The 20,659-nt window shown below is 61.9% G+C and carries 20 protein-coding genes and 1 pseudogene; 9 read left to right on the top strand and 12 right to left on the bottom strand.

Translation table 11 applies throughout. The features are described 5' to 3' along the window. Positions 1 to 87: 87 nt before the first annotated feature. The 7 genes from GO014_RS15485 to GO014_RS15455 all read right to left on the bottom strand — a co-directional run bounded on the left by GO014_RS15485 (position 88) and on the right by GO014_RS15455 (position 5,472). A complete protein-coding gene (locus GO014_RS15485) occupies positions 88 to 429 on the bottom strand; it encodes a type II toxin-antitoxin system PemK/MazF family toxin (RefSeq protein WP_157291201.1) in 342 nt (113 codons plus the stop codon). Continuing rightward, positions 416 to 631, bottom strand: a complete 216-nt coding sequence (locus GO014_RS15480; RefSeq protein ID WP_116589354.1) for an AbrB/MazE/SpoVT family DNA-binding domain-containing protein — start codon at positions 629 to 631, stop codon at positions 416 to 418. The genes GO014_RS15485 and GO014_RS15480 overlap by 14 nt, the downstream gene beginning before the upstream one ends. A gap of 38 nt (positions 632 to 669) precedes the next feature. Then, positions 670 to 1,728, bottom strand: coding sequence for an Mrp/NBP35 family ATP-binding protein (locus GO014_RS15475; RefSeq protein WP_157291200.1), 1,059 nt, complete (start codon positions 1,726 to 1,728; stop codon positions 670 to 672). A 74-nt stretch (positions 1,729 to 1,802) separates the two neighbouring features. Next, entirely contained in the window at positions 1,803 to 2,456 is a 654-nt protein-coding gene (fsa, locus tag GO014_RS15470; RefSeq protein ID WP_116589356.1) for a fructose-6-phosphate aldolase, read from the bottom strand. An 81-nt stretch (positions 2,457 to 2,537) separates the two neighbouring features. Further along, positions 2,538 to 3,722 carry an amino acid aminotransferase gene (locus tag GO014_RS15465; RefSeq protein ID WP_157291199.1) on the bottom strand — a complete coding sequence of 395 codons (1,185 nt, stop codon included), beginning with the start codon at positions 3,720 to 3,722 and terminating at the stop codon, positions 2,538 to 2,540. Between the two features lie 68 nt (positions 3,723 to 3,790). Beyond that, positions 3,791 to 4,714: an electron transfer flavoprotein subunit alpha/FixB family protein gene (locus GO014_RS15460; protein ID WP_157291198.1), complete on the bottom strand. Its 924-nt coding sequence runs from the start codon at positions 4,712 to 4,714 to the stop codon at positions 3,791 to 3,793. Further along, positions 4,714 to 5,472 carry an electron transfer flavoprotein subunit beta/FixA family protein gene (locus GO014_RS15455; protein WP_157291197.1) on the bottom strand — a complete coding sequence of 253 codons (759 nt, stop codon included), beginning with the start codon at positions 5,470 to 5,472 and terminating at the stop codon, positions 4,714 to 4,716. The genes GO014_RS15460 and GO014_RS15455 overlap by 1 nt, the downstream gene beginning before the upstream one ends. Positions 5,473 to 5,683: 211 nt before the next feature. Between GO014_RS15455 and GO014_RS15450 the strand changes: the two genes are divergently transcribed. The 3 genes from GO014_RS15450 (at position 5,684) to GO014_RS15440 (ending at position 8,323) form a co-directional block, all read left to right on the top strand. Next, complete coding sequence (locus tag GO014_RS15450) at positions 5,684 to 6,850, top strand: M20 aminoacylase family protein (RefSeq protein ID WP_157291196.1); 1,167 nt, start codon at positions 5,684 to 5,686, stop codon at positions 6,848 to 6,850. Between the two features lie 68 nt (positions 6,851 to 6,918). Continuing rightward, positions 6,919 to 7,989, top strand: coding sequence for an AbrB family transcriptional regulator (locus GO014_RS15445; protein ID WP_157291195.1), 1,071 nt, complete (start codon positions 6,919 to 6,921; stop codon positions 7,987 to 7,989). A gap of 34 nt (positions 7,990 to 8,023) precedes the next feature. Further along, positions 8,024 to 8,323 carry a hypothetical protein gene (locus GO014_RS15440; RefSeq protein ID WP_157291194.1) on the top strand — a complete coding sequence of 100 codons (300 nt, stop codon included), beginning with the start codon at positions 8,024 to 8,026 and terminating at the stop codon, positions 8,321 to 8,323. Positions 8,324 to 8,358: 35 nt separating this feature from the next. Here the strand turns inward: GO014_RS15440 and GO014_RS15435 are convergent, their stop codons facing one another. Further along, on the bottom strand, positions 8,359 to 9,993 hold the full coding sequence (locus tag GO014_RS15435) for an alpha-glucosidase (protein WP_157291193.1): 1,635 nt from the start codon (positions 9,991 to 9,993) through the stop codon (positions 8,359 to 8,361). A gap of 251 nt (positions 9,994 to 10,244) precedes the next feature. On the opposite strand from GO014_RS15435, the gene GO014_RS15430 reads away from it, so the two are divergent. After that, entirely contained in the window at positions 10,245 to 10,484 is a 240-nt protein-coding gene (locus tag GO014_RS15430) for a cupin domain-containing protein (RefSeq protein ID WP_425482089.1), read from the top strand. Positions 10,485 to 10,539: 55 nt separating this feature from the next. Here GO014_RS15430 and GO014_RS15425 read toward each other — a convergent pair whose 3' ends face one another. Continuing rightward, positions 10,540 to 11,469 (bottom strand): 2-hydroxyacid dehydrogenase, encoded by a 930-nt coding sequence (locus GO014_RS15425; RefSeq protein WP_157291192.1) that lies wholly within the window; start codon positions 11,467 to 11,469, stop codon positions 10,540 to 10,542. A gap of 219 nt (positions 11,470 to 11,688) precedes the next feature. On the opposite strand from GO014_RS15425, the pseudogene GO014_RS15420 reads away from it, so the two are divergent. From GO014_RS15420 to GO014_RS15410, 3 genes and pseudogenes are all read left to right on the top strand, one after another. Next, positions 11,689 to 13,110: pseudogene (locus GO014_RS15420) on the top strand (circularly permuted type 2 ATP-grasp protein). Positions 13,111 to 13,112: 2 nt separating this feature from the next. Next, entirely contained in the window at positions 13,113 to 14,057 is a 945-nt protein-coding gene (locus GO014_RS15415; RefSeq protein ID WP_157291191.1) for an alpha-E domain-containing protein, read from the top strand. Positions 14,058 to 14,060: 3 nt separating this feature from the next. Then, a complete protein-coding gene (locus GO014_RS15410; protein ID WP_157291190.1) occupies positions 14,061 to 14,867 on the top strand; it encodes a transglutaminase domain-containing protein in 807 nt (268 codons plus the stop codon). Between the two features lie 24 nt (positions 14,868 to 14,891). On the opposite strand, the gene GO014_RS15405 is transcribed toward GO014_RS15410, so the two are convergent. Further along, positions 14,892 to 15,827, bottom strand: a complete 936-nt coding sequence (locus GO014_RS15405) for an AEC family transporter (RefSeq protein WP_157291189.1) — start codon at positions 15,825 to 15,827, stop codon at positions 14,892 to 14,894. Positions 15,828 to 15,988: 161 nt separating this feature from the next. Here GO014_RS15405 and glpD point away from each other — a divergent pair, with 161 nt between their 5' ends. Together glpD and glpK are read left to right on the top strand one after the other, a co-directional pair. Continuing rightward, positions 15,989 to 17,479 carry a glycerol-3-phosphate dehydrogenase gene (glpD, locus tag GO014_RS15400; protein WP_157291188.1) on the top strand — a complete coding sequence of 497 codons (1,491 nt, stop codon included), beginning with the start codon at positions 15,989 to 15,991 and terminating at the stop codon, positions 17,477 to 17,479. A gap of 84 nt (positions 17,480 to 17,563) precedes the next feature. Further along, on the top strand, positions 17,564 to 19,054 hold the full coding sequence (gene glpK / locus GO014_RS15395) for a glycerol kinase GlpK (protein ID WP_157291187.1): 1,491 nt from the start codon (positions 17,564 to 17,566) through the stop codon (positions 19,052 to 19,054). 2 nt (positions 19,055 to 19,056) lie between these two features. Here the strand turns inward: glpK and GO014_RS15390 are convergent, their stop codons facing one another. Beyond that, entirely contained in the window at positions 19,057 to 19,887 is an 831-nt protein-coding gene (locus GO014_RS15390; protein WP_157291186.1) for a DUF1499 domain-containing protein, read from the bottom strand. Between the two features lie 77 nt (positions 19,888 to 19,964). Then, entirely contained in the window at positions 19,965 to 20,594 is a 630-nt protein-coding gene (gene pdxH / locus GO014_RS15385; protein WP_157291185.1) for a pyridoxamine 5'-phosphate oxidase, read from the bottom strand. Positions 20,595 to 20,659: the final 65 nt, after the last annotated feature.

Raw genomic sequence — 20,659 nt, 5'->3', positions numbered from 1 at the left:
ATTTTACCCTTGTGGGGAAGGCCGATAACATTCACGCGGGAGGTTATGCAATCGATTTCAGCAATCGATTTAAATGGTGTACGTGCCTCAAAGTGCCAGGGTGTGGCGAAGGATTTCATCCACCTGGCTCAGCACGGAAGCAGGGACCATGCCGATGGGGTTGGCATGGCTTGCTTGAATGGTGGCGATCTTGGACGGGCGAATAACCGACGGTGCGGGCAAGCCGCATTGGGCGAAAATATCGACCAGGGACACATCACCCGGCCAGGGCCGATTTGCGGCGCTGGTGATCATCACCACCCAGAGCAGATGTGAGGTATCGCTGAAGTGGGGGGCGGAGACCACCAATGCCGGGCGACGTTGCTGGACGGGACGATTGGTATAGGGAAATGGAACCCTGACAAGGGTGCCGCGCTCAAAGATCGGCATAGGCTTGCCGGTCGGCCTCGCTGTCCCACTCGCCAAAGGTCGCGAACGGATCTTCAGCGACTTCGCCGGATGCCCGGGTGAGGATGACCCGACCGTTTTCAATGACGTAGGCGATCTCATCGCCTTCGCGCAGGTGCAGCGCGTTTCGCACCGCTTGCGGAATGGTGGTCTGGGCCTTGCTGGTCAGTTTGCTGGTGATCATTGAGGACCTCCTGCGCACAGTGTAAGGAATTTCCTTGCCTACGCCAAGGTGGTGACCAGACGTCGGGCAATCGAGCGGTAGGCATTGGCCTCCGGGCCGTCGGGCGCGGTCACCAGAGGAGGAGTGCCGGCGTCGGAGCCCTCCCGGATCGACATGACCAGGGGGACAGGGCCAAGGAAGGGGATTTCCAGACGCTCGGCGGCCTTTTCGGCGCCGCCGGTGCCAAAAATGTCGTAGCGATTGCCGGTGTCCGGGGCGATGAAATAGCTCATGTTTTCAACCAGACCGAGCACCGGCACGGACATGCGGCGCAGCATGTCGATGGCCTTTTGCGCGTCGATCAGCGCCAAGTCCTGTGGGGTCGAGACGATGACCACGCCATCAACGATGGTCTGCTGGAACAGCGCAATATGGATGTCACCTGTGCCGGGGGGGAGATCGATGATGAGACAGTCGAGCCTGCCCCAATCGGTCTCGCGCAGGAGCTGGCGCAAGCCCGAGGTGGCCATGGGGCCGCGCCAGACCACGGCCTGACCGGGCACCAGCATAGAGCCAATGGACATGACCTTGAGCCCAAAGACATCGTGCGGAGTGAAGATGCCGTCGTCACGTATTGCCGGCTTGCCCTCAATGCCAAGCAGCTTGGGGATGGACGGTCCATAAAGATCGGCGTCGAGCACGCCGACTTTCAGGCCCTCGGCGGCGAGCGAGAGCGCGATATTGACTGCTGTCGTCGACTTGCCCACGCCACCCTTGCCGGAGCCGACAGCGATGATGCGCTTGACGCCATCGACACGCGTCTTGCCCTGCGGCTGGGCCGCACCGTGTCCGAACTTGGGCGCGTTGGATTTCTCGGCGGTCAGTGACACCATCACCTTGCGGGGGCCGCCCAGCGCCTGAGCGCGCTTTTGGGCCTCCTCCCGTGCCGGCCCGAAGGCAGCTTCCATGCCCGGGGCCACGGCGATTGCAAAGGCAATGGCGCCGGGCGTGACAATGATGTCGGACACGCCGCCATAGCTGGCAAGATCACCGCCGCCGGGGATTTCAACGTCGGCAAGTGCAGTCTTGATCTGGGCGGCGAGATCAGCGTCGGCCATGCGGAGTTCCCAAAAGAAAAGACCCCACCCCGAACTTGTCGAAGGGCGGGGTCTGAATGCGGAGCGAAAGCCCTTTACAGGATCGACTGGCCAGTGGCCTTCCAATCCTTGAGGAAGCCTTCGATGCCCTTGTCGGTCAGCGGGTGCAGAGCCAGCTTCTTGATGACGTCCGGCGGGATGGTGGCGACGTCAGCACCGGCAAGAGCCGCCTGGGTGACATGGTTGGCCGAACGGATCGAGGCAGCCAGAATCTGGGTCTCGAACTGGTAGTTGTCGTAGATGGTGCGGATGCTTTCGATCAGCTCCATGCCGTCGATATTGATGTCGTCGAGGCGGCCGATAAAGGGAGAGATATAGGTTGCGCCAGCCTTGGCAGCCAGCAGCGCCTGATTGGCAGCAAAGCAGAGCGTGACGTTGGTCTTGGTGCCCTTTTCCTTGAAGTACTTGGTAGCCTTGAGGCCATCCAAAGTCAGGGGCAGCTTGATGACAACGTTGGACGCGATCTTGGCCAGGGTTTCGCCCTCGGCAACCATGCCGTCATACTCGAGCGACGCGACTTCGGCCGAAACCGGGCCGGGGACGATGTCGCAAATCTCGGCAATCACTTCCTTGAAGTCGCGGCCAGATTTGGCAATCAGCGACGGGTTGGTGGTCACGCCGTCGAGCAGCCCGGTATCGTGAAGCTCCTTGATGGCGGCGGTATCTGCAGTGTCGACGAAGAACTTCATCGTTCCCTCCTAAAAACTCGAATTCTGTCTGGCGCTTAGACCAGATTTAGACATGGCCGCGGGTTGCCGCAAGCCACTGGATCAGCGAATGGCGGCCAAAACGGCTTCGGCCAGATCGCCAACGCGATCTTCCGGGATGCCGGCAACATTGATGCGACTATCCGAAGTCATATACACCCCATTTTCGGCCTTAAGATGATCAACCGCCTCGACCGGGAGGCCGAGCAGCGAAAACATGCCGCGGTGATCGGCGACGAAGTCAAAATCGCTTGAGTTCGAGCGCTCGCGAATGGCCGCGGCCAGCTTTTCGCGCAACACGATCATGCGATTGCGCATCTCGGCCAGCTCGGCCTCCCATTCAGCACGCAGGTCTGCGTCCTCGAGAATGGTGCGGATGATCTCGGCACCATGATCGGGCGGCTGTGAATAGGCGCCGCGAATGATGTTGAGGAGCTGGGAGTTGGTCACGTCGGCCTGCTCGCCATCGCGGGCGACGAGAATGGCGGCGCCAATGCGCTCACGATATAGACCGAAATTCTTCGAGCCGGAAAAGGCGATCAGCGCTTCGGGAACCGAGGCAAGTATCTTGCGGGTGCCATAGGCGTCGGGCTCGATACCATCGCCGAAGCCGAGATAGGCCAGATCGATGAAGGGCAGCGCGCCGGTGCGGGCGAGACTTGCGGCCACCTGGTCCCACTGTTCGTTGTTGAGATTGGCGCCGGTGGGGTTGTGGCAGCACCCATGCAGCAGAACGACATCGTCCGGACCAAGCTTGTCGAGCGCGGCCAGCATCTCGTCGAACTTCACCGCGCGGGTGGCGGGATCGAAATAAGGGTAGGTGGCTACCTTGAGGCCCGAGCCGATGGCGATGGGGTTGTGGTTGGCCCAGGTGGGATCGGAAACATGGACCGTGGCGCCGGGACGGGCGCGATTGACCAGTTGCATCAACACCCAGAGTGAACCGGTACCGCCGGGAGCCTGGGCGACGCGAACGCGGGCCCGATCCACGCTATCGGCCAACACAAGATCGAGCACGGCAGCGCCGAACCCCTTGTTGCCGGCGATGCCGAGATAGGATTTGGTCTTCTCATTCGAAAGCATAAGCTGTTCGGCCTTGCGGACCGAGGACATGACCGGCGTCACGCCTTTTTCGTCCTTATAGACGCCGACGCCGAGGTCGATCTTGGTGGGGCGGGAGTCGGCAGCGTATTCGCCCATGAGCGCCAGAATCTTGTCGCCAGGGGCCTTGGAGAGGGTTTCGAACATTTTTTCCGAAGATCCGGTGAGAAGGCGCGGCCTTTATAGGCCGCATGGGATAATTTGCAAATTAAGCGCTAGCGTTTGACGCCGGATTTCTCCAGCTCCGCTGTCAGTTGCGGCAGGATTTCGAAGAGATCGCCGATCAGGGCCACATCGGCGATCTTGACGAGGGGTGCCTCGGGATCGGTGTTGATGGCGATGATCTTCTTGGCGCCCTGAATGCCGGCGAGATGCTGCAGCGCCCCTGAAATGCCGACAGCGATATAGAGATCCGGCGCGATGATCTTGCCGGTCTGGCCAACCTGCCAGTCATTGGGGGCGTAGCCCGCATCGACGGCGGCGCGCGTGGCGCCGATAGCCGCACCCAGAGTCTTGCCGAGGGCTTCGACCAGCTTGAAACCTTCCGCAGACCCAACCGAGACGCCGCCACCGACCACGATCTGCGCGGTGGCGAGATCCGGGATATCGCTTTGGGTGCGATGGGCGGCGATGAAGCGGGCAGCAGCGGCGATATCGGTATCGAGCGTTTCAACCGGCGCCGCGTTGCCCGACGCCGCCGGGCGGAAGGCCGAGGCCCGGAAGGTCAGCACATGCGTCTGCTGTGGGTCGGTGACGGTTTCGAGCGCGTTGCCGGCATAGATGGGGCGGACAAAGCGATTGGCGCCCTCTATGGCGACGATGTCGGTGACCGGCTGGATATCGAGCTTCGCAGCAAGGCGCGGCATGACATCCTTGCCGGTGGTCGAAGCCGCGGCGGCGATGATGGTGTAGCCGTCGGCCAGTCCGGCGAGCAGATTGGCAAGGCCGTCGGCCAGCGGGGCCTCCTTGGCGTGGATGACCTTGGCGACGCCAGCGATTGCCGCGGCCTGGTCGGCAGCGGCGCGGGGACCGGGGACCAGCAGATCGACCGGACCGAGCTGGGCCGCAGCGGCCACGGTCCGCGCGGTGGAGGCCGAGAGGGCGCCATCGTCGAGCTCGGCGAGAAGCAGAACACCCATCAGATCGCCTCCATCTCGTTGACATCGGTGGCGATGATGGCGGCCAGTTCGGCCACCGAGTTCACCGTGACGCCAGCGGCCCGCTCGGGTGGGGGCGAGACCATTTCGACCGTGAGGCGCGGACTGAGATCGACGCCGAATTCAGCTGCAGGGCGAACGGCCAGCGGCTTGGACCGGGCCTTCATCACCATGGGCAGGGCGGCGTTCCGCGGCGTGTTGAGGCGCAGATCGGCAGTCACGATGGCGGGGAGCGGCAAGCCAATCGTTTCGCGGCCCGAATCCACTTCGCGGGTGACTTCGAGGGCATGGCCGTCGAGTTTGATTTCGGAGGCGAAGGTGGCCTGAGGCAGGGCGGTCAGGGCGGCCAGCATCTGGCCGACATGATTGCTGTCATCATCCACGGCCTGCTTGCCGAGCAGAACCAGATCGGGCTGCTCCTCCTCCACCACCTTGGCCAGGAGCTTGGCAATGACAAGGGTTTCGAGCGGCTGGTCGGTTTCGACCAGAATGCCGCGATGTGCGCCCATGGCCAGAGCCGTCAGGATGACGTCATTGGCGGGCTTGGGACCAATGGAAACAATGACGATCTCGTCTGCCGCCCCTGCCTCTGCCAGTTGCACGGCGGCTTCCACGGCGTGCTTGCAGAACGGGTTCATGGACATGCGAACGCCATTGGTCTCGACACCCGATCCATCGGGCCGGACCCGGATGCGGACATTGTGATCGACCACGCGTTTGACCGCGACGAGAATTTTCATAGCCAACCTTTTCTGGGCTATCCCCGGGAGTTGGCGGCTTTCTGACAAAAAGGCCCGAAAGGAGCAAGGCGCGGCGGGGGAATATCGGTTCGGTCTGGCGCGAAATGTTGGAAAGAGTGCCCACGCTCCCCGGCGCGACATGGTGTGGAGTTGACTGCCGAGGCCCGGACAGAGACATTGCGGCCTTCCTTCCCGAGTCCCGGATTGTTGCATGCCCGTTCTCAACCGCGTTGCCGAATTCCAGCCTGAAATTGCCGCCTGGCGGCATGATTTCCATGCCCATCCCGAACTGCTGTTCGATGTGCACCGGACGGCGGGCATCGTGGCGGACAAGCTCAAGGCATTCGGCTGTGACGAGGTGGTGACCGGCATCGGCGGCACGGGCGTTGTGGCCGTGATCAATGGCCGCGGCACGGGCGAGCGCATGATCGGGCTGCGCGCCGATATGGACGCACTGCCGATGACGGAAAAGACCGGCCTGCCGCATGCCTCGACCCATCAGGGCCGCATGCATGCCTGCGGTCATGACGGGCACACGGCCATGTTGCTGGGCGCGGCTAAGTATCTGACCGAAACACGCAATTTCGATGGGCGCGTGGCGCTGATCTTCCAGCCGGCCGAAGAGGGCGGTGGAGGCGGCAAGGTGATGCTGGATGACGGCCTGCTGGACAGGTTCGACATCGCCGAAGTCTATGGCATGCACAATTGGCCGGGCATGCCGGTGGGCACCTTCGGCATTCGCACGGGCGGCATCATGGCGGCCACCGACCGCTTCTATATCGACATTGTCGGCAAAGGCGGGCATGCGGCGCGGCCCCATGCCACCATCGACCCGATCATTGTCGCAGCCCAGATGGTGACGGCGCTGCAGACCATTGTGTCGCGCAATCTTGACCCCCTGCAGAGCGCCGTGCTCAGCGTCACCATGGTCGAGGCTGGCGAGGCCGACAATGTGATCTCGCGCACGGCCAAGATCACCGGCACGGTGCGGACGCTCGATGGCGGGGTGCAGGACTTCATCGAAGCGCGGCTGGCCGAGTTCGTCCCGCAATTTGCCCGCAGCTTTGGGGCCGAGGCCAGCGTGCGCTATGCGCGCGGCTATCCGGTGACGGTCAATGCGCCCGAACAGACCCAATTTGCCGCCTCCGTGGCGCGCGAGATCGTTGGAAGCGCGCAAGTCGACGCCGATGCAGAACCCTCCATGGGCGGGGAGGACTTCTCATTCATGCTCAACGAGCGTCCGGGCGCCTATATTTTCCTGGGCAATGGAGATTCGACCGAGTTGCATACCGACACCTATGACTTCAACGATGAAGCCATTCCGGTGGGCGTGAGCTATTGGGTTCGGCTGGTGGAAAAGGCGCTGCCCCTGGGGTGAGCGCGCCGGCTTGACCGGAAAGATCAAGCTTTTGCGCAAACGAGGGATCGTCTAAGGCTGGCAGCACCATGCCAGCCTTTTCCGTTTCTTCCCGCACCATCTTTTGTGTCCTCCTGACCCTCGCCGTTTCCGCAGCAGGCGGCGGTATCGCCATGCTGCTCGGCCTGCCCGCCGGATGGCTGATGGGCGGGGCGCTGGCGGTGACTATTGCGGCGATGGCAGGACTGCCCATGATCCTGCCCGACGGATTGCGCAATGTTGTCTTCGTGCTGATTGGCATGTCGATGGGGGCCAGTGTTGCCCCGGACAGTCTGCAATTGCTGGGCAGTTGGCCGATCTCGCTGGCGGCCCTGGCGATCGAACTGGTGATTATTGTCGCTATGACCGGCTGGATGCTGACCAAGGTGTTCAAGCTCGACCCCGGCACCGCCTATCTCAGTTCGTTTCCCGGCCATCTGTCCTTCGTCATGGGCATTGCCGCCACGGGGATCGGCAATGCCCGGCAGATCGTGATCATTCAGGTGATCCGCATTCTGATGCTGACCATTGCCGTACCGATTGGCGCAGTGTTCCTGCCAATCGACCATTTCGCGACTGAAATGGCCTCGGAATTTCTCAGCCCGCTGCAGCTGGTCCTGCTGGCTGCAGTCTGCATAGCGGCGGGGCTCGTCTTCATGCGGCTCAAGGTACCAGCCGGCATGGTGCTGGGCGCCATGGCGGCGGCCACCGCGGCCAAGCTGGGCGGGCTTTATACCGAGGCAATGCCGACCCTGCTGGTGGTTGCGACCTTTGTGCTGACAGGGGCGCTGATCGGGTCGCGTTTCGTGGGGATCACGCGCACGGAGTTCATGGCGGCGGCCAAGGGCGGGCTGATCGCAACCGCGATGACAGTCAGCATCGTCACCGTCATGGCGCTGGGTGTCGCGCAACTGGTGGACATGCCGTTCGGACAGATCTGGCTGGGATTATCGCCTGGCGCGCTTGAAGGCATGGGCGCGCTGGGGATCGCCTTGGGCTATGACACCGCCTTCATTGCCGCCCACCATGTGATCCGGCTGCTGCTGCTCAGTTTTGCCATTCCGGCGGTTGCAATAATGGTGCGGCGCATGGTGCCGCAGGCACAAGACGGCCACAATTGAGCGGCATGAAATGTGAGCAAAGGAGATTGCAGCGATGATCCGAATTGTTGCGGCAGTCCTTCTTGTCCTCGCCTTTTGCGGCTCGGCCCAGGCATCCACTGCGCAATGCCTGGCCAACCGGCCGGGCGTGAGCATTTCCTTCGGGGTGACCCTGGGAGACAAGTTCAGCGAAAGCGACCAGAACGAATTCAACCTGATGCGGCTGCGCCGCATGGGGGTGGATGCCACCCGCGCCGAAATGTGGGGCGGTTGCATCCGTGCATTCGTGCGCACGCCCAGCGGGGAGGAAATGCAGTTCTTCCACCCCCAGTCCTTCGAGCGCGTGTATATGTAGGCCCTGGCTGCCCCGATCGAAGCGGTTTACAACTCCTAGCTGGCTTTGTAGTTCACCCGGCCCTCCCCTACGGGTGCGGGCAGAATAGCGAAGCCATTGGGACCGAGTTGCAGCGACGCACCATCGAGCGTTGCGTTGTGACTGACAGGCTCCAAGGCCAATTCAACTTTTGACAGCTTTACCGTGCGCGGATCAGCCGAGAGGTTGAAGACGCAGATCAGATCCTTGCTATCGCCCGAGCGACGATAGGCGAGCACCGGCTCGTCGCATTTGAAAAAGGCGATGTTCCCGGTAATCAGCGCCGGGTACGTTTTGCGCCAGGCCAGCAGCTTCCGATAGGCATTGAGAGTGGAGTCCGGGTGGGCTTCCTGCACATCCACGCTCAGCGCGGATTGTGCTTGCTTGACGGGAAGCCAAGGCTTGCCGGTCGTAAAGCCGGCATGGGGCAGGTCATGTTGCCAGGGCATAGGCGTACGGCAGCCATCGCGTCCCTTGTCCTCGGGCCAGAAGCGAATCCCGCGCGGGTCGGTCAGTTCTTCATAGAGGATATCGGCTTCGGGCAGGCCCAGCTCCTCGCCCTGATAGAGGCCAACCGAGCCCTTGAGCGTCAGCACCAGCGCCGCAGCCTGCCGGGACAGATCGGCCGGTGACGCGCTATGTGGCCTCCAGCGCGTCATGTGACGGATGACGTCGTGATTGGAAAAGCTCCAGCAGGGCCATCCGGTTTCCCCATCAGCGAAAAAGCCTTCGACCTTGGAGCGGAAATGTTTGGCGGTAAATTTGGGGCCGAGGAAATCGAAGGAATAGCACTGGTGCAGCATCTTGGTGCCGGATGTGTATAGCTTCATCAGCTCCACGCCCCGTTCATCATCGCCCACTTCGCCCACGGTGGTGGTGCCGGGATACTGGTCGAGCAGCTTGCGGAGCTTTTTGAGCCAGGCCACATTCTCCGGCTGGCTCTTGGAGAATTTGTGGCTCTGCATGTCATAGGGGTTGGTCGCCGGCTTGCCCTTGAGGGATTTCAGCGGCGGATTGGAGCGCAGTCTGGGGTCGTGGAAGTAGTAGTTCACGGTGTCGAGGCGGAAGCCATCGAGCCCGCGATCGAGCCAGAAGCGCATGACGTCAAGCACCGCATCCTGCACTGCGGGATTATGGAAATTGAGGTCCGGCTGGGAGGTCAGGAAGTTGTGCAGGTAATATTGTTTGCGCGAGGTGTGCCATTCCCAGGCCGAGCCGCCAAACACCGAAAGCCAGTTGTTGGGCGGGGTGCCATCGGGCCTGGCATCGGCCCAGACATACCAATCGGCCCTGGCGTTTTCGCGCGAGACGCTGGATTCGGCGAACCATGGGTGCTCGTCGGAAGTGTGGCTGACGACCTGGTCCATGATGACCTTGAGACCCAGCGCATGGGCCCTCGCGATCAACTGGTCGAAATCCTCCAGCGAGCCGAACAAGGGATCGACCTGGGTGTAGTCGGACACGTCATAGCCCATATCGGCCTGGGGCGACTGGGTGATGGGCGAAAGCCAGATGCAATCAACGCCCAGGCTGGCAATGTGGTCGAGCCGGTCGATGATGCCCGGCAAATCGCCCACGCCATCGCCATTGCTGTCCTGAAACGAGCGTGGATAGACCTGATAGATCACTCCGCCGCGCCACCAATCACTCATCATCTTGCTCCCTTGGACCCTGGGTCCGATCTGTCGCGCGAAGCTATAGGGTTCCGGGCGCGCTGTTAATCGGGCAAAATGCAGGGCAGATTTTCGCCCACGCCGTCGATCTGCCCAAGGGCCGGTCGTCGTCTCCGATGATAGGAGATCCAGATGGCCCACATCATCCGTTATGCTGACCGGACGCCGCGCCAGAGCCGGACCAACAAGTTTGAGGGCGAGACCTATGGCACGCCGATTTCGTTTTTGCCGTGGACAATGATCCAGGGGAAGGTCCAGTGCTGCACATGCATCCCTACCCCGAGACCTGGGTGGTGCGGAGCGGACGGGCCGAATTTGTGATCGGGGACGAGCGGTTCGAGGTGGGGCCGGGCGATATCGGCGTGACCCCAGCCGGGGTGCCGCACAAGTTCGCCAATCTGGGCCCTGGGCGGCAGGACATCGTGTGCATCCATGCCACGGGGATGATGGAACAGGTGGATCTGGAGTAAGCCTGCCTCTAACCCTCCCCCATGTGGGGAGAGTCGGAAGCCTTCTACCCGGCGGCTAGACCACCGCTGAAATCAGCGGCTCGCCGGCAAAATGTCTTTCGAGATTGGCCACCAGCAGCGCGCCCATGGCGTCGCGGGTCTGGTGGGTAGCGCTGCCCTGGTGGGGAGAGAGCACGACATTGTCGAGCGTGAGCAGTTCGGCGGGGACCTGGGGTTCGTGCTCGAACACGTCGAGGGCAGCGCCGCCGAGGCCGCCGTTCTGCAGCAGTTCGACCATGGCGGGTTCGTCGATCAGCGTGCCGCGCGCGACATTGACGATGCGGCCTTCCGGGCCGAGGGCTTCGAGCACCTTGCGCGAAACGATGCCTTCAGTGCCCTTGCCGCCAGGAGCGATGACCACGAGCCAGTCACTGTCGCGGGCCATGTCTTCGAGATTGTCGTAGTAGATGTAGGGGACCGAGGGCTGGTGGTGGCGGCCATAATAGACGACGCGCATTTTCATGGCCTGGGCGCGGGTGGCGATCTCCTTGCCGATGCGGCCAAGACCCAGAATGCCGACGGTCTTGCCGGTCAATTCGGAGAAAAGACCGAAATTGGCGCCGGGCCACTTGCCCTGACGCACGAACTGGTCGGACTGGGGAATGCGGCGGGCGAGGGAAATCATCAGCCCGATGGTGAGTTCGGCGACAGCATCATTGAGCACGTCGGGCGTGTTGGTAACGCGGATATTGCGCGTCTTGGCGGCCGCGATGTCGATATTGTCGTAGCCAACGCCGAAGCTGGCGATGATCTCGAGATTGGGGAGCCTGTCCATCAGATCGGCCTGGACGCCCGAGCCGGCATGGGCCCGGATGCGAGGGCCGTTCTCGGTCAGCCAGGCATCCTTGTCGGTCATCTCATGCAGCTTGTGCACGGTGTAGCGGGCGGCAAGGGCATCCTCGCAGGAGGCGAGGAGCGAATGGGTCTGGAGGATTTCGATGGTCATGCAAATAGGTCCGACATGGGGTGCCGACGCCCCCACTCTGCTCGACTTTGGAAGGATGGCTTGGATTTCGCGCGAATGAGAGCATTTTCAACGCCGGTTGCGCAAGTCTGGCCTGCACGAAAAAGCAGCACCCGAACCGTTTGAGCGTCTGGACGGCAGGTTTCAAACGTGTAGCAATGCAGGGGCGATTGGGAAGCCGCATTTCAGAAGCGGAGCAGAATGGGCGAGAAAACGCCATTTGACGAAATGTACAACCCGGATGGGTCGGTCCGCGAACCCTATCGCGCGCTTGCCGAGTGGCTGGCCGAGCAACCGGACAAGGGCCTGGCCCTGATGCAGACGGACGCTGAGGCGATCTTCCGCAAGCTGGGCATCACCTTTGCCGTTTATGGCTCGGATGAGGGCAACGAGAAGGTCATTCCCTTTGACGTCATCCCCCGCATCATCGCAGCCAATGAATGGCGGCGGCTCTCCAAGGGGATCGAGCAGCGGGTCAAGGCGCTCAACGCCTTTCTCTATGACATCTACCACCGCCAGGAGATCCTGAAGGCAGGGCGGATCCCGGAATAGCTCATTCTCAACAACGAAGCATTCTGTCCGCAAATGATGGGGCTGGAGCCGGCCAAGGGTGTCTATGCCCATATCATCGGCGTCGACATCGTGCGGGTCGGACCCGACGAATTCTATGTGCTGGAAGACAATCTCCGGACTCCCTCGGGCGTCAGCTACATGCTGGAAGACCGCGAGGCCATGATGCTGCTGGCGCCGGACCTCTTTCATCGTTCCAAGGTTGCGCCGGTCGAAATCTATCCCGAAAATCTGCGGCGGACGCTCGAAAGCGTGGCGCCCGAGAGCGTGCGTGGCACGCCCAATATCGCGGTGCTCACACCGGGGATCTACAACTCCGCCTATTTCGAGCACTCGTTCCTGGCTGACCAGATGGGCGCCCAGCTTTGCGAAGGACCGGATCTCTTTGTGGATGGCGGCAAGGTCTACATGCGCACCACATGCGGCCCCGAACAGGTGGATGTGATCTATCGGCGCATCGACGACGACTATCTCGACCCGCTGACCTTCCGGCCCGATTCCATGCTCGGCGTACCGGGGCTGTTCGACGCCTATCGGGCCGGCAATGTGACCCTGGTCAATGCACCGGGGACCGGGATTGCCGACGACAAGGCGGTCTACACCTATGTGCCGGACATCATTGAGTTCTACCTCGGGGAGAAGGCGCTGCTCTCGAACGTGCCGACCTATAACTGTACCGATGAAGACCAGCGCGCCTGGGTGCTGGAGAACATTGCCGATCTCGTGGTCAAGGAGGTCCACGGTTCGGGCGGCTATGGAATGATGGTCGGTCCGACGTCGACCAAGGCCATGCATGCCGAGTTCAGGAAAAAGATCGAGGCGCGGCCGGACAATTACATCGTGCAGCCGACGCTGAACCTGAGCACCTGCCCCACCCATATCTCGGGCGATGTGGCGCCGCGCCATGTCGACCTCCGGCCCTATGTGCTGGTGGGCGACGAAGTGCGGATCACCCCGGGCGGGCTGACGCGCGTGGCGCTGAAGAAAGGTTCGCTGGTGGTGAATTCGTCCCAGGGTGGTGGGACGAAAGATACGTGGGTGCTGGAAGATTGAGAATGCTCGGACGTACCGCTGCCAATCTGTTCTGGCTTTCACGCTATGTGGAGCGGGCCGAGAACATGGCCCGTCTGCTCGAAGTGGGGTACCGCATGTCGCTGACCAGCCGCCGCGAAGGCGGGGCCAGCGAACATCTGGTTTCGATGATGCAAGCCGCCGAAGTCGATGAAGGTTTCGACGCCAAGCATGAGGTGGCCGATGTCGACACGGTTGCCCATTACATGATGTTCGACCCGGACAATTCTTCGTCGGTCTATTCTTGCCTGCTGGCCGCGCGGACCAATGCGCGCTCGGTGCGCACCGCGCTGACCGGGGACATGTGGGAAAGTATGAACGGGGCCTGGCTGGAATTTTCCCAGATCAAGCCGCGCGATGTGCGGGGCGCCAAGCTGTTGGGCCTGTTGCAATGGGTGAAGCAGCGCAGCCACGAATTCCGGGGCGCGCTGCTGGGCACCATTCTGCGCGATGATGGCTTCAACTTCCTGCAGGCGGGCAATTTTGTCGAGCGGGCGGACAATACCGCGCGCATTCTCGACATGAAATATTATGTGCTGCTGCCGCGCGCCACGCAGGTGGGTGGGGATCTCGACATTCAACAATGGACGCTGATCCTGCGGGCGGCCTCGGCGCATAGGGCCTATCGGCATGTCTATCACGACCGCTACAAGGCCCATAACATCGCCGACTTCCTGATCCTGCGGCCCGAAATGCCGCGTAGCCTGATCTATTGCGCCAATTTCGTGCAGCAGAATCTGGATAGCCTGGCCAAAATCTATGGTCGCAAGGAGAAATGCCAGGAAGCGGCGGACAGCTTGCTTGCCCTGGTAGAAGGCGCCAGCATGGAAGCCATCTTCACCGATGGCTTGCACGAGTTCCTCAACGAGTTCATAGCCCGCAATAACCGGGTGACCGACACGCTGTCGCAATCGTATAACTTCTATTGAACCATGCGCATCGAGATTGACCATTCCCTGACCTGTTCGCTGCCACCCGGTGCGGCGGCGCTGGTCATGCATCTGATGCTGACCCCGCTGAGCGGACCGTCGCAGACTGTCGAGAGCTGGAGCGTGGAAGCCGCCGGCATCGGCAATGCCGGGCGGTTTTGCGACGGCTATGGCAATGCGGTGCATCTGGTGAACCAGACGAGGGCCGAAGGCGAGATCACCATCGGCGCCCGCGGTACGGTTGTGACCCAGGACACCAATGGCGTGCTGGGCAAGCTTGCCGGTGAGCCGGTGCCGTCATTGTACAAGAGGGTGACGGCGCTGACCCGAGCACCAGTGACGCTTTATGGGAAATATCGCTCGGCAAAGGACAGCCGGCTGGATGTTTTGCATGGGTTAATGGCGCGTGTCGGCGAAACGCTGGGCCTGCCCGAGGAAGACGAGCCGATGACGCAGATGCAGGCGACGGGCGAACAGACGCAGGGCCAAGGCACAGAGCCGGAACCGGAGCTGCCGCCCACCGCCGATTATGTGCATCTGTTTATCGGCGCGGCGCGGGCACTCGATATTCCAGCCCGTTACGTTTGCGGTTATCTGGCGGCAGGCGAAGGGGGCCCCGGCGGGCTGCACGCCTGGGCGGAAGCCTATGACGACAAACTGGGCTGGATCGGTTTTGACGCGCAGAACCAGATCTGTCCTACCGAGCGCTATGTGCGCCTGGCCGTGGGTCTTGATGCGGAAAGCGCTTTGCCGCTGCGGACCGTGCCCGTGGGAGAAATCCAACAGCAGGCGGTGGTGAAGGCTGTTTGAGGTCCCACCTGGACCACGCCTTGGCTACAAACTCAACACATACAGCCAACCCGAAATCGTCAGGGCCGAGAGAACGGTGGCGATGAGGATGGTATTGGCGGCAACGCTGACGCCGCGATCGTAGAAGGTGGCAAAGACATAGATGTTGATGCCCGAGGGCATGGCCGAAAGCAGGATGCCATAGCGGGCGATCTCCATGGGCACATGGAACACCCAGATCATCAGGCCATAGGCAATGGCCGGATGGATGACCAGCTTGATGAACGAGGCTGCCAGAGCCTGTTGCCAATTGTCGGACAGCTTGAATTCGTTGAGCGCGCCACCAATGCCGAACAGGGCCGCCGGCACCACGGCCTGCGCCATCATTCGGAAGAAGGCCGCGATCGGTTCAGCCAGATCAATTCCGGAGATCGAGAGCGAAATGCCGCCGGCAATGCCCCAGATCAGAGGATTTGCAACGACGCGCCGCATGGCCAGCGCCAGGGTAGCGCCAAGAGGCTGGGCATCGCGACGGGTGAGCTCCATGGTGACCATCGCAAGGGTCAACAGGATTGCCCCATGCAGCCCGATGATCGACAGGGTGACCGGCAACGACTCATCGCCATAGGCCCGGCTCATGATCGGCAGGCCGACCAGGACGGTGTTGGTGAACATGGCTGAAAAACCGGCCGAAACCGCTTCGCCCGGCCGATTGCCGAAGAAACGGCGCGCCACCACAATGCCGAGGACGAAGCAGACGATCGCACCGAAATAATAGGGCCCGATAATGCCGATATTGAAGGCGGCGCGGAAATCGCTGGTGCCGATTGAGTAGAACAGCAGGCAGGGAGTGGCGAAATTGTTGACGAAGCCGATCAGCGCCTTCACCCCGTCAGCCGGATACAGCCCACGGTTTACGGCCAGGTAGCCCAGTGCGATGAGCGCAAAAATGGGCGCGATAACGGCAAGTATGGAAAGCATCGGCCAGCAGTCCGGGCCAGAGGGAGGATATGCAAGCCCTAGCCTTGGGCGGAACCAAGGTCAATCGCCCACTTGTATGGTAGATTAATACGAAAGCACTTGCCTTCCAAAACGAAAGAATATGCATTACATACGAACCAAAGAGATGATGGGGCGGCGGCATGCTGGATATTTTTATCATTGGCGGCGGGATCAACGGAGCCAGCGTGGCACGCGATGCGGTGGGACGCGGCTATAGCGTGGCCCTGGCCGAAATGAACGATCTGGCATCGGGGACCTCGTCAGCAGCGACAAAGCTGATCCATGGCGGGTTGCGCTATCTTGAACATTACGAATTCCGGCTGGTGCATGAAGCATTGGCCGAGCGCGAAGTGCTCTGGGCCTCGGCCCCGCATATCATCTGGCCCCTGCGCTTCGTGTTGCCGCATCACAAGGGGTTGCGGCCGGCTGCCGTGCTGCGGGCGGGGCTGGCGCTTTACGACTATATGGGCGGACGACGTCTGCTGCCGCCGACCAAGACGCTGGACCTGACGCGGGACGAGGCGGGCAAGCCGCTCAAGCCCGGCTACAAGCTCGCGTTCGAATATTCCGATTGCTGGGTCAACGATTCGCGGTTCGTAGTGCTCAATGCGCGTGACGCGGCGGATCGCGGCGCGAGCGTGCATGTGCGGACCAAGGTGGTTTCGGCGCGGCGCGAAGATGGCGGGTGGACCGTGGAACTGGACGGCGAGGCCGGCAAGCAGAGCGTTCGCGCGCGCATGCTGATCAACGCCTCCGGCCCCTGGGTGGATGATGTCATCAACCAGGCGATGGGCAGGAACGGGGCGCATAATGTGCGGCTGGTTCAGGGCAGCCACATCGTGGTCAGGAAACTCTATGACCACGACCGCTGCTATTTCTTCCAGAACAGCGATGGGCGCATTTTCTTTGCTATTCCCTATGAGGGCGAGTTCACGCTGATCGGCACGACCGACCGCGACTATCACGGCGACCCCAAGGATGTAGCGATCACCGAGGAAGAAACCGACTATCTGCTCAAGGCGACCAATGAGTATTTTGCCCAAAGCGTGGGGCGAGACGATATCGTGTGGAGCTATTCGGGGGTGCGGCCGCTGTATGACGATGGCGCCAGCGCCGCCCAGGAAGCGACGCGCGACTATGTGCTCAAGCTCGATGGGGATGCGGGAAACGGGGCGGTGGTCAATGTGTTCGGCGGCAAACTGACCACCTCGCGGCGGCTGGCCGAGTCGGTGCTGGAAAAGATCGAAGAGGTGCTGGGCAAGAAGGGGCCGGCCTGGACCAAATCAGCCACACTGCCCGGTGGAGACTTTGGCCCCAAGAGTTTTGACGCAGAACTGCGCCGGTTGGGCATGGACTATCCGCAAATGAATGCTGGCCTGCTCCGGCGCATGATGCGGCTCTATGGCACCAGGACAAAGGCAGTGCTCGGCGAGGCCAGGTCCGAGGCCGATTTGGGGGCGCATTTCGGGGCTGACCTGTATGCGGCGGAAGTAGATTATCTGGTTGCCAATGAATGGGCACGGACGGCACAAGATGTGTTGTGGCGGCGTACCAAGCTGGGATTGAAGGTCAGCGCTGAAAATGTGGCGCGGCTTGAGGATTACCTCGCCAATGCCGGGCTCGCCAGCTAGCGTCGAACAGAGCTGCCCGCAGAGAGCGGAAACCAGGGCAAACTGAAAATTGAGCGGGAAGTGAATTCCCCGGGGGAGTTGGGCATGACCAAATTCATTCTGGCGATTGATCAGGGCACCACATCGAGCCGGGCGATCGTGTTCGATGGGGACCGCAAAATTGCAGGCGTGGGCCAGAAGGAGTTCACCCAGCACTTCCCTCAGGATGGTTGGGTAGAGCACGATCCGGAGGAAATCTGGGAAAGCGTGGTTTGGTCGGTCAAGACAGCGTTGTCGGACGCCAACGTCTCGGCCGGCGATATCGCGGCAATCGGCATTACCAACCAACGCGAAACGGTCGTGATCTGGGACAGGGCGACGGGCAAACCAATCCACAATGCCATCGTCTGGCAGGATCGGCGTACTGCGGGGTATTGCGCGGAACTGAAAAAGGCCGGGCACGAGGCGATGGTGACCCAGCGCACCGGCCTGCTGCTCGACCCCTATTTCTCCGGCACCAAGGTGAAGTGGCTGCTCGATACGGTGGAGGGTGCGCGGACACGCGCCGAGAATGGCGAACTGGCATTCGGTACCATAGACAGTTTCCTTATCTGGCGGCTAACCGGAGGCAAGGTGCATGCGACGGACGCAACCAATGCCGGCCGGACCTTGCTGTTTGATATCGGAAAGAACCAGTGGGACGCAGAGCTCTGCGCGCTGCTCGATGTACCCATGGCGAGCCTGCCCGAGGTCAAGGATTGTGCCGATGATTTCGGGACGGCGGAGGCCGAACTGTTCGGGGCAGCGATCCCAATTCTCGGGGTGGCTGGCGATCAGCACGCGGCAACCATCGGGCAGGCCTGTTTTGAACCCGGCATGGTAAAATCGACCTATGGCACTGGCTGCTTTGCTCTGCTCAACACCGGCACCGACATGGTACCCTCTCAGAACCGGCTGCTAACGACCATCGCCTATCGGATCGACGGCCAATCGACTTATGCGCTGGAGGGATCGATCTTCATCGCCGGAGCCGCCGTGCAATGGATCCGCGACGGCCTGAAACTGGTGAGCCACGCCAGCGAAACCGGCCCGCTGGCGCGGACCGCAGACCCCAGCCAGAACGTCTATATGGTGCCGGCCTTTGTAGGGCTCGGGGCACCGTGGTGGGATGCCGATGCCCGCGGGGCCATTTATGGCATTACCCGCAATACCGGCCCGGCGGAAATCGCCAAGGCAGCACTGGAAGCGGTCAGCTATCAGACACGCGACCTGCTTGAAGCCATGCGCAAGGACTGGACGAGCGGCAGCACGGAAACGGTGCTTCGGGTCGATGGGGGCATGGTGGCGTCGGACTGGACCATGCAGTTCCTGGCCGACATTCTCGACGCACCGGTGGACCGGCCGCAGATTCTCGAAACCACGGCCCTGGGAGCGGCCTGGCTGGCAGGCATGAAGGCCGGGGTATGGCCCGGCATGAGCGAATTTGCGGCTGGCTGGGCCCGCGACCGGCGCTTTGAACCAGAAATGGACGCCGCTACCCGGAAGGCCAAGATCGCCGGCTGGAACGATGCGGTGCGCCGGACGCTGACCCAATAGGGTCAGCCGCGCCCGTTGTCCTCAACTTCGGCTGCCGGCTCTTCGGGTTCGGCAGGCGCTGGCTGATTGATATTGGGATTGTCGCGCAGGAAGGCGGTCACCTCGCTATCGAGCGTGACGAGGAAATCGCTGATACGTTGACCGTTGGAGCCCAGGTCATGCAGCGCGCCTATCGAGGCCGAGCGCATGTCGACCTCGGCGCCCCGGCCCGAGGCGGCGACACGCAGCACCGCCTCTTCGCGCCAGCCCAGCAGCGTGAGAACACGTGCATTGAGCTGGCCAGGCGTGCCGGCAATGCCCGGCTCACGGCGCTGGCGGATATCCCAGCCCTGCACCTGCACAATATGCTCGACGATGGCAAAAAGCTGTAGCGGGTCGAGCGGATAGGTGCGGGTGGTGGCGTTTGGGAAAAATCGCTGTTGCTCTTCTGCAGTGAGCAGGCGCGGCGTGGGCATACTGGCCGTGTCGGGCTCAAAGATCAGCGGCAGCTCGCTGCGTGGAGCGGTGGCGATGTCGGTGACGATGGGGTAGCGCAGCGCCTGGGCGCCGTAATAGGCGAATGGCGCAAGGCAAATCAGCCCCAGGAACAGCCCGGACAGAGCCTTGCTCCAGCCCTGATCACCTGTGTGCCAGAGCCGCACCAGGCCAATGCACGCGGCCAGAACGGCCAGCGCCGCGACGAATGCGGCAAACAGAGCCGCAACAAGGAACACGCTTGAATCGAGGAAGCGCTCGCGATGCATGAGCACCGGAACGATGGTCAGCGGTACGGCAAGACTGCCCAGCCGCCGCGCCAACACAGCCCACTTCGAGGTTCTGATCAGTATCCGCACGAAGGCCTGTTCCCCAATCCGGCGCGCAGAATAGCGGCAAGGTCTTTCGCTTGTTTGAACAAATATTCCGCGACCACCTACGGATAAAGGCGCGTGCTGGTCCAGGCGGCGCCGGGCAGGTCGCGGGCGAAGCGAACACGATCGTGCAGGCGATACTCGCCGTCTTTCCAGAATTCGATGGCCGTGGGGATCAGACGGTAACCGGACCAGTGTGGGGGCCGGTTCATCTCGCCGTCCCCGATCATGGCGGTCAGGGCCGCCACTTCGTCCATCATCTGCTGCCGATTGGCCAGCGGCCTGGACTGTTTGGAAGTGGCCGAGGCGATGCGGCTGCCCCTGGAGCGGGTGGCAAAGTATTCGTCCGCTTCGGTCTCGGTCACCTGCTCCACCGGGCCGCGCATGCGCACCTGGCGCCTGAGGCTCTTCCAGTGCATGACCATGGCGGCCTGCGGATTGGCCTGCAACTGATTGCCCTTGGCGCTTTCGAAATTGGTGAAAAAGCAGAATCCCCGGGCGTCGCGGCGGTTGAGCAGCACCATGCGCACATCGGGCAGGCCGGATGTATCAGCGGTCGCCAACGCCATGGCATGCGGGTCATTGGGCTCGCTGTCCTGGGCCATGGCGAACCACTCCTCAAAGATGGCGAAGGGATCGAGGTCGGTGCGGTCGGTATCGTCGAACAAGCGTTCGGTCAGGGTCTGCAACATAGCGATATTTCCTGCGCGTTGCCCGTGCCACAACTGGACAAGGGCTGGGGGCGTGGCCATATAGG

Source organism: Devosia marina (genome assembly GCF_009758415.1).
GTDB lineage: Bacteria > Pseudomonadota > Alphaproteobacteria > Rhizobiales > Devosiaceae > Devosia > Devosia marina.
Note: the sequence above shows the minus strand (reverse complement) of the source record. Positions and strands in the feature narration are given on the sequence as shown.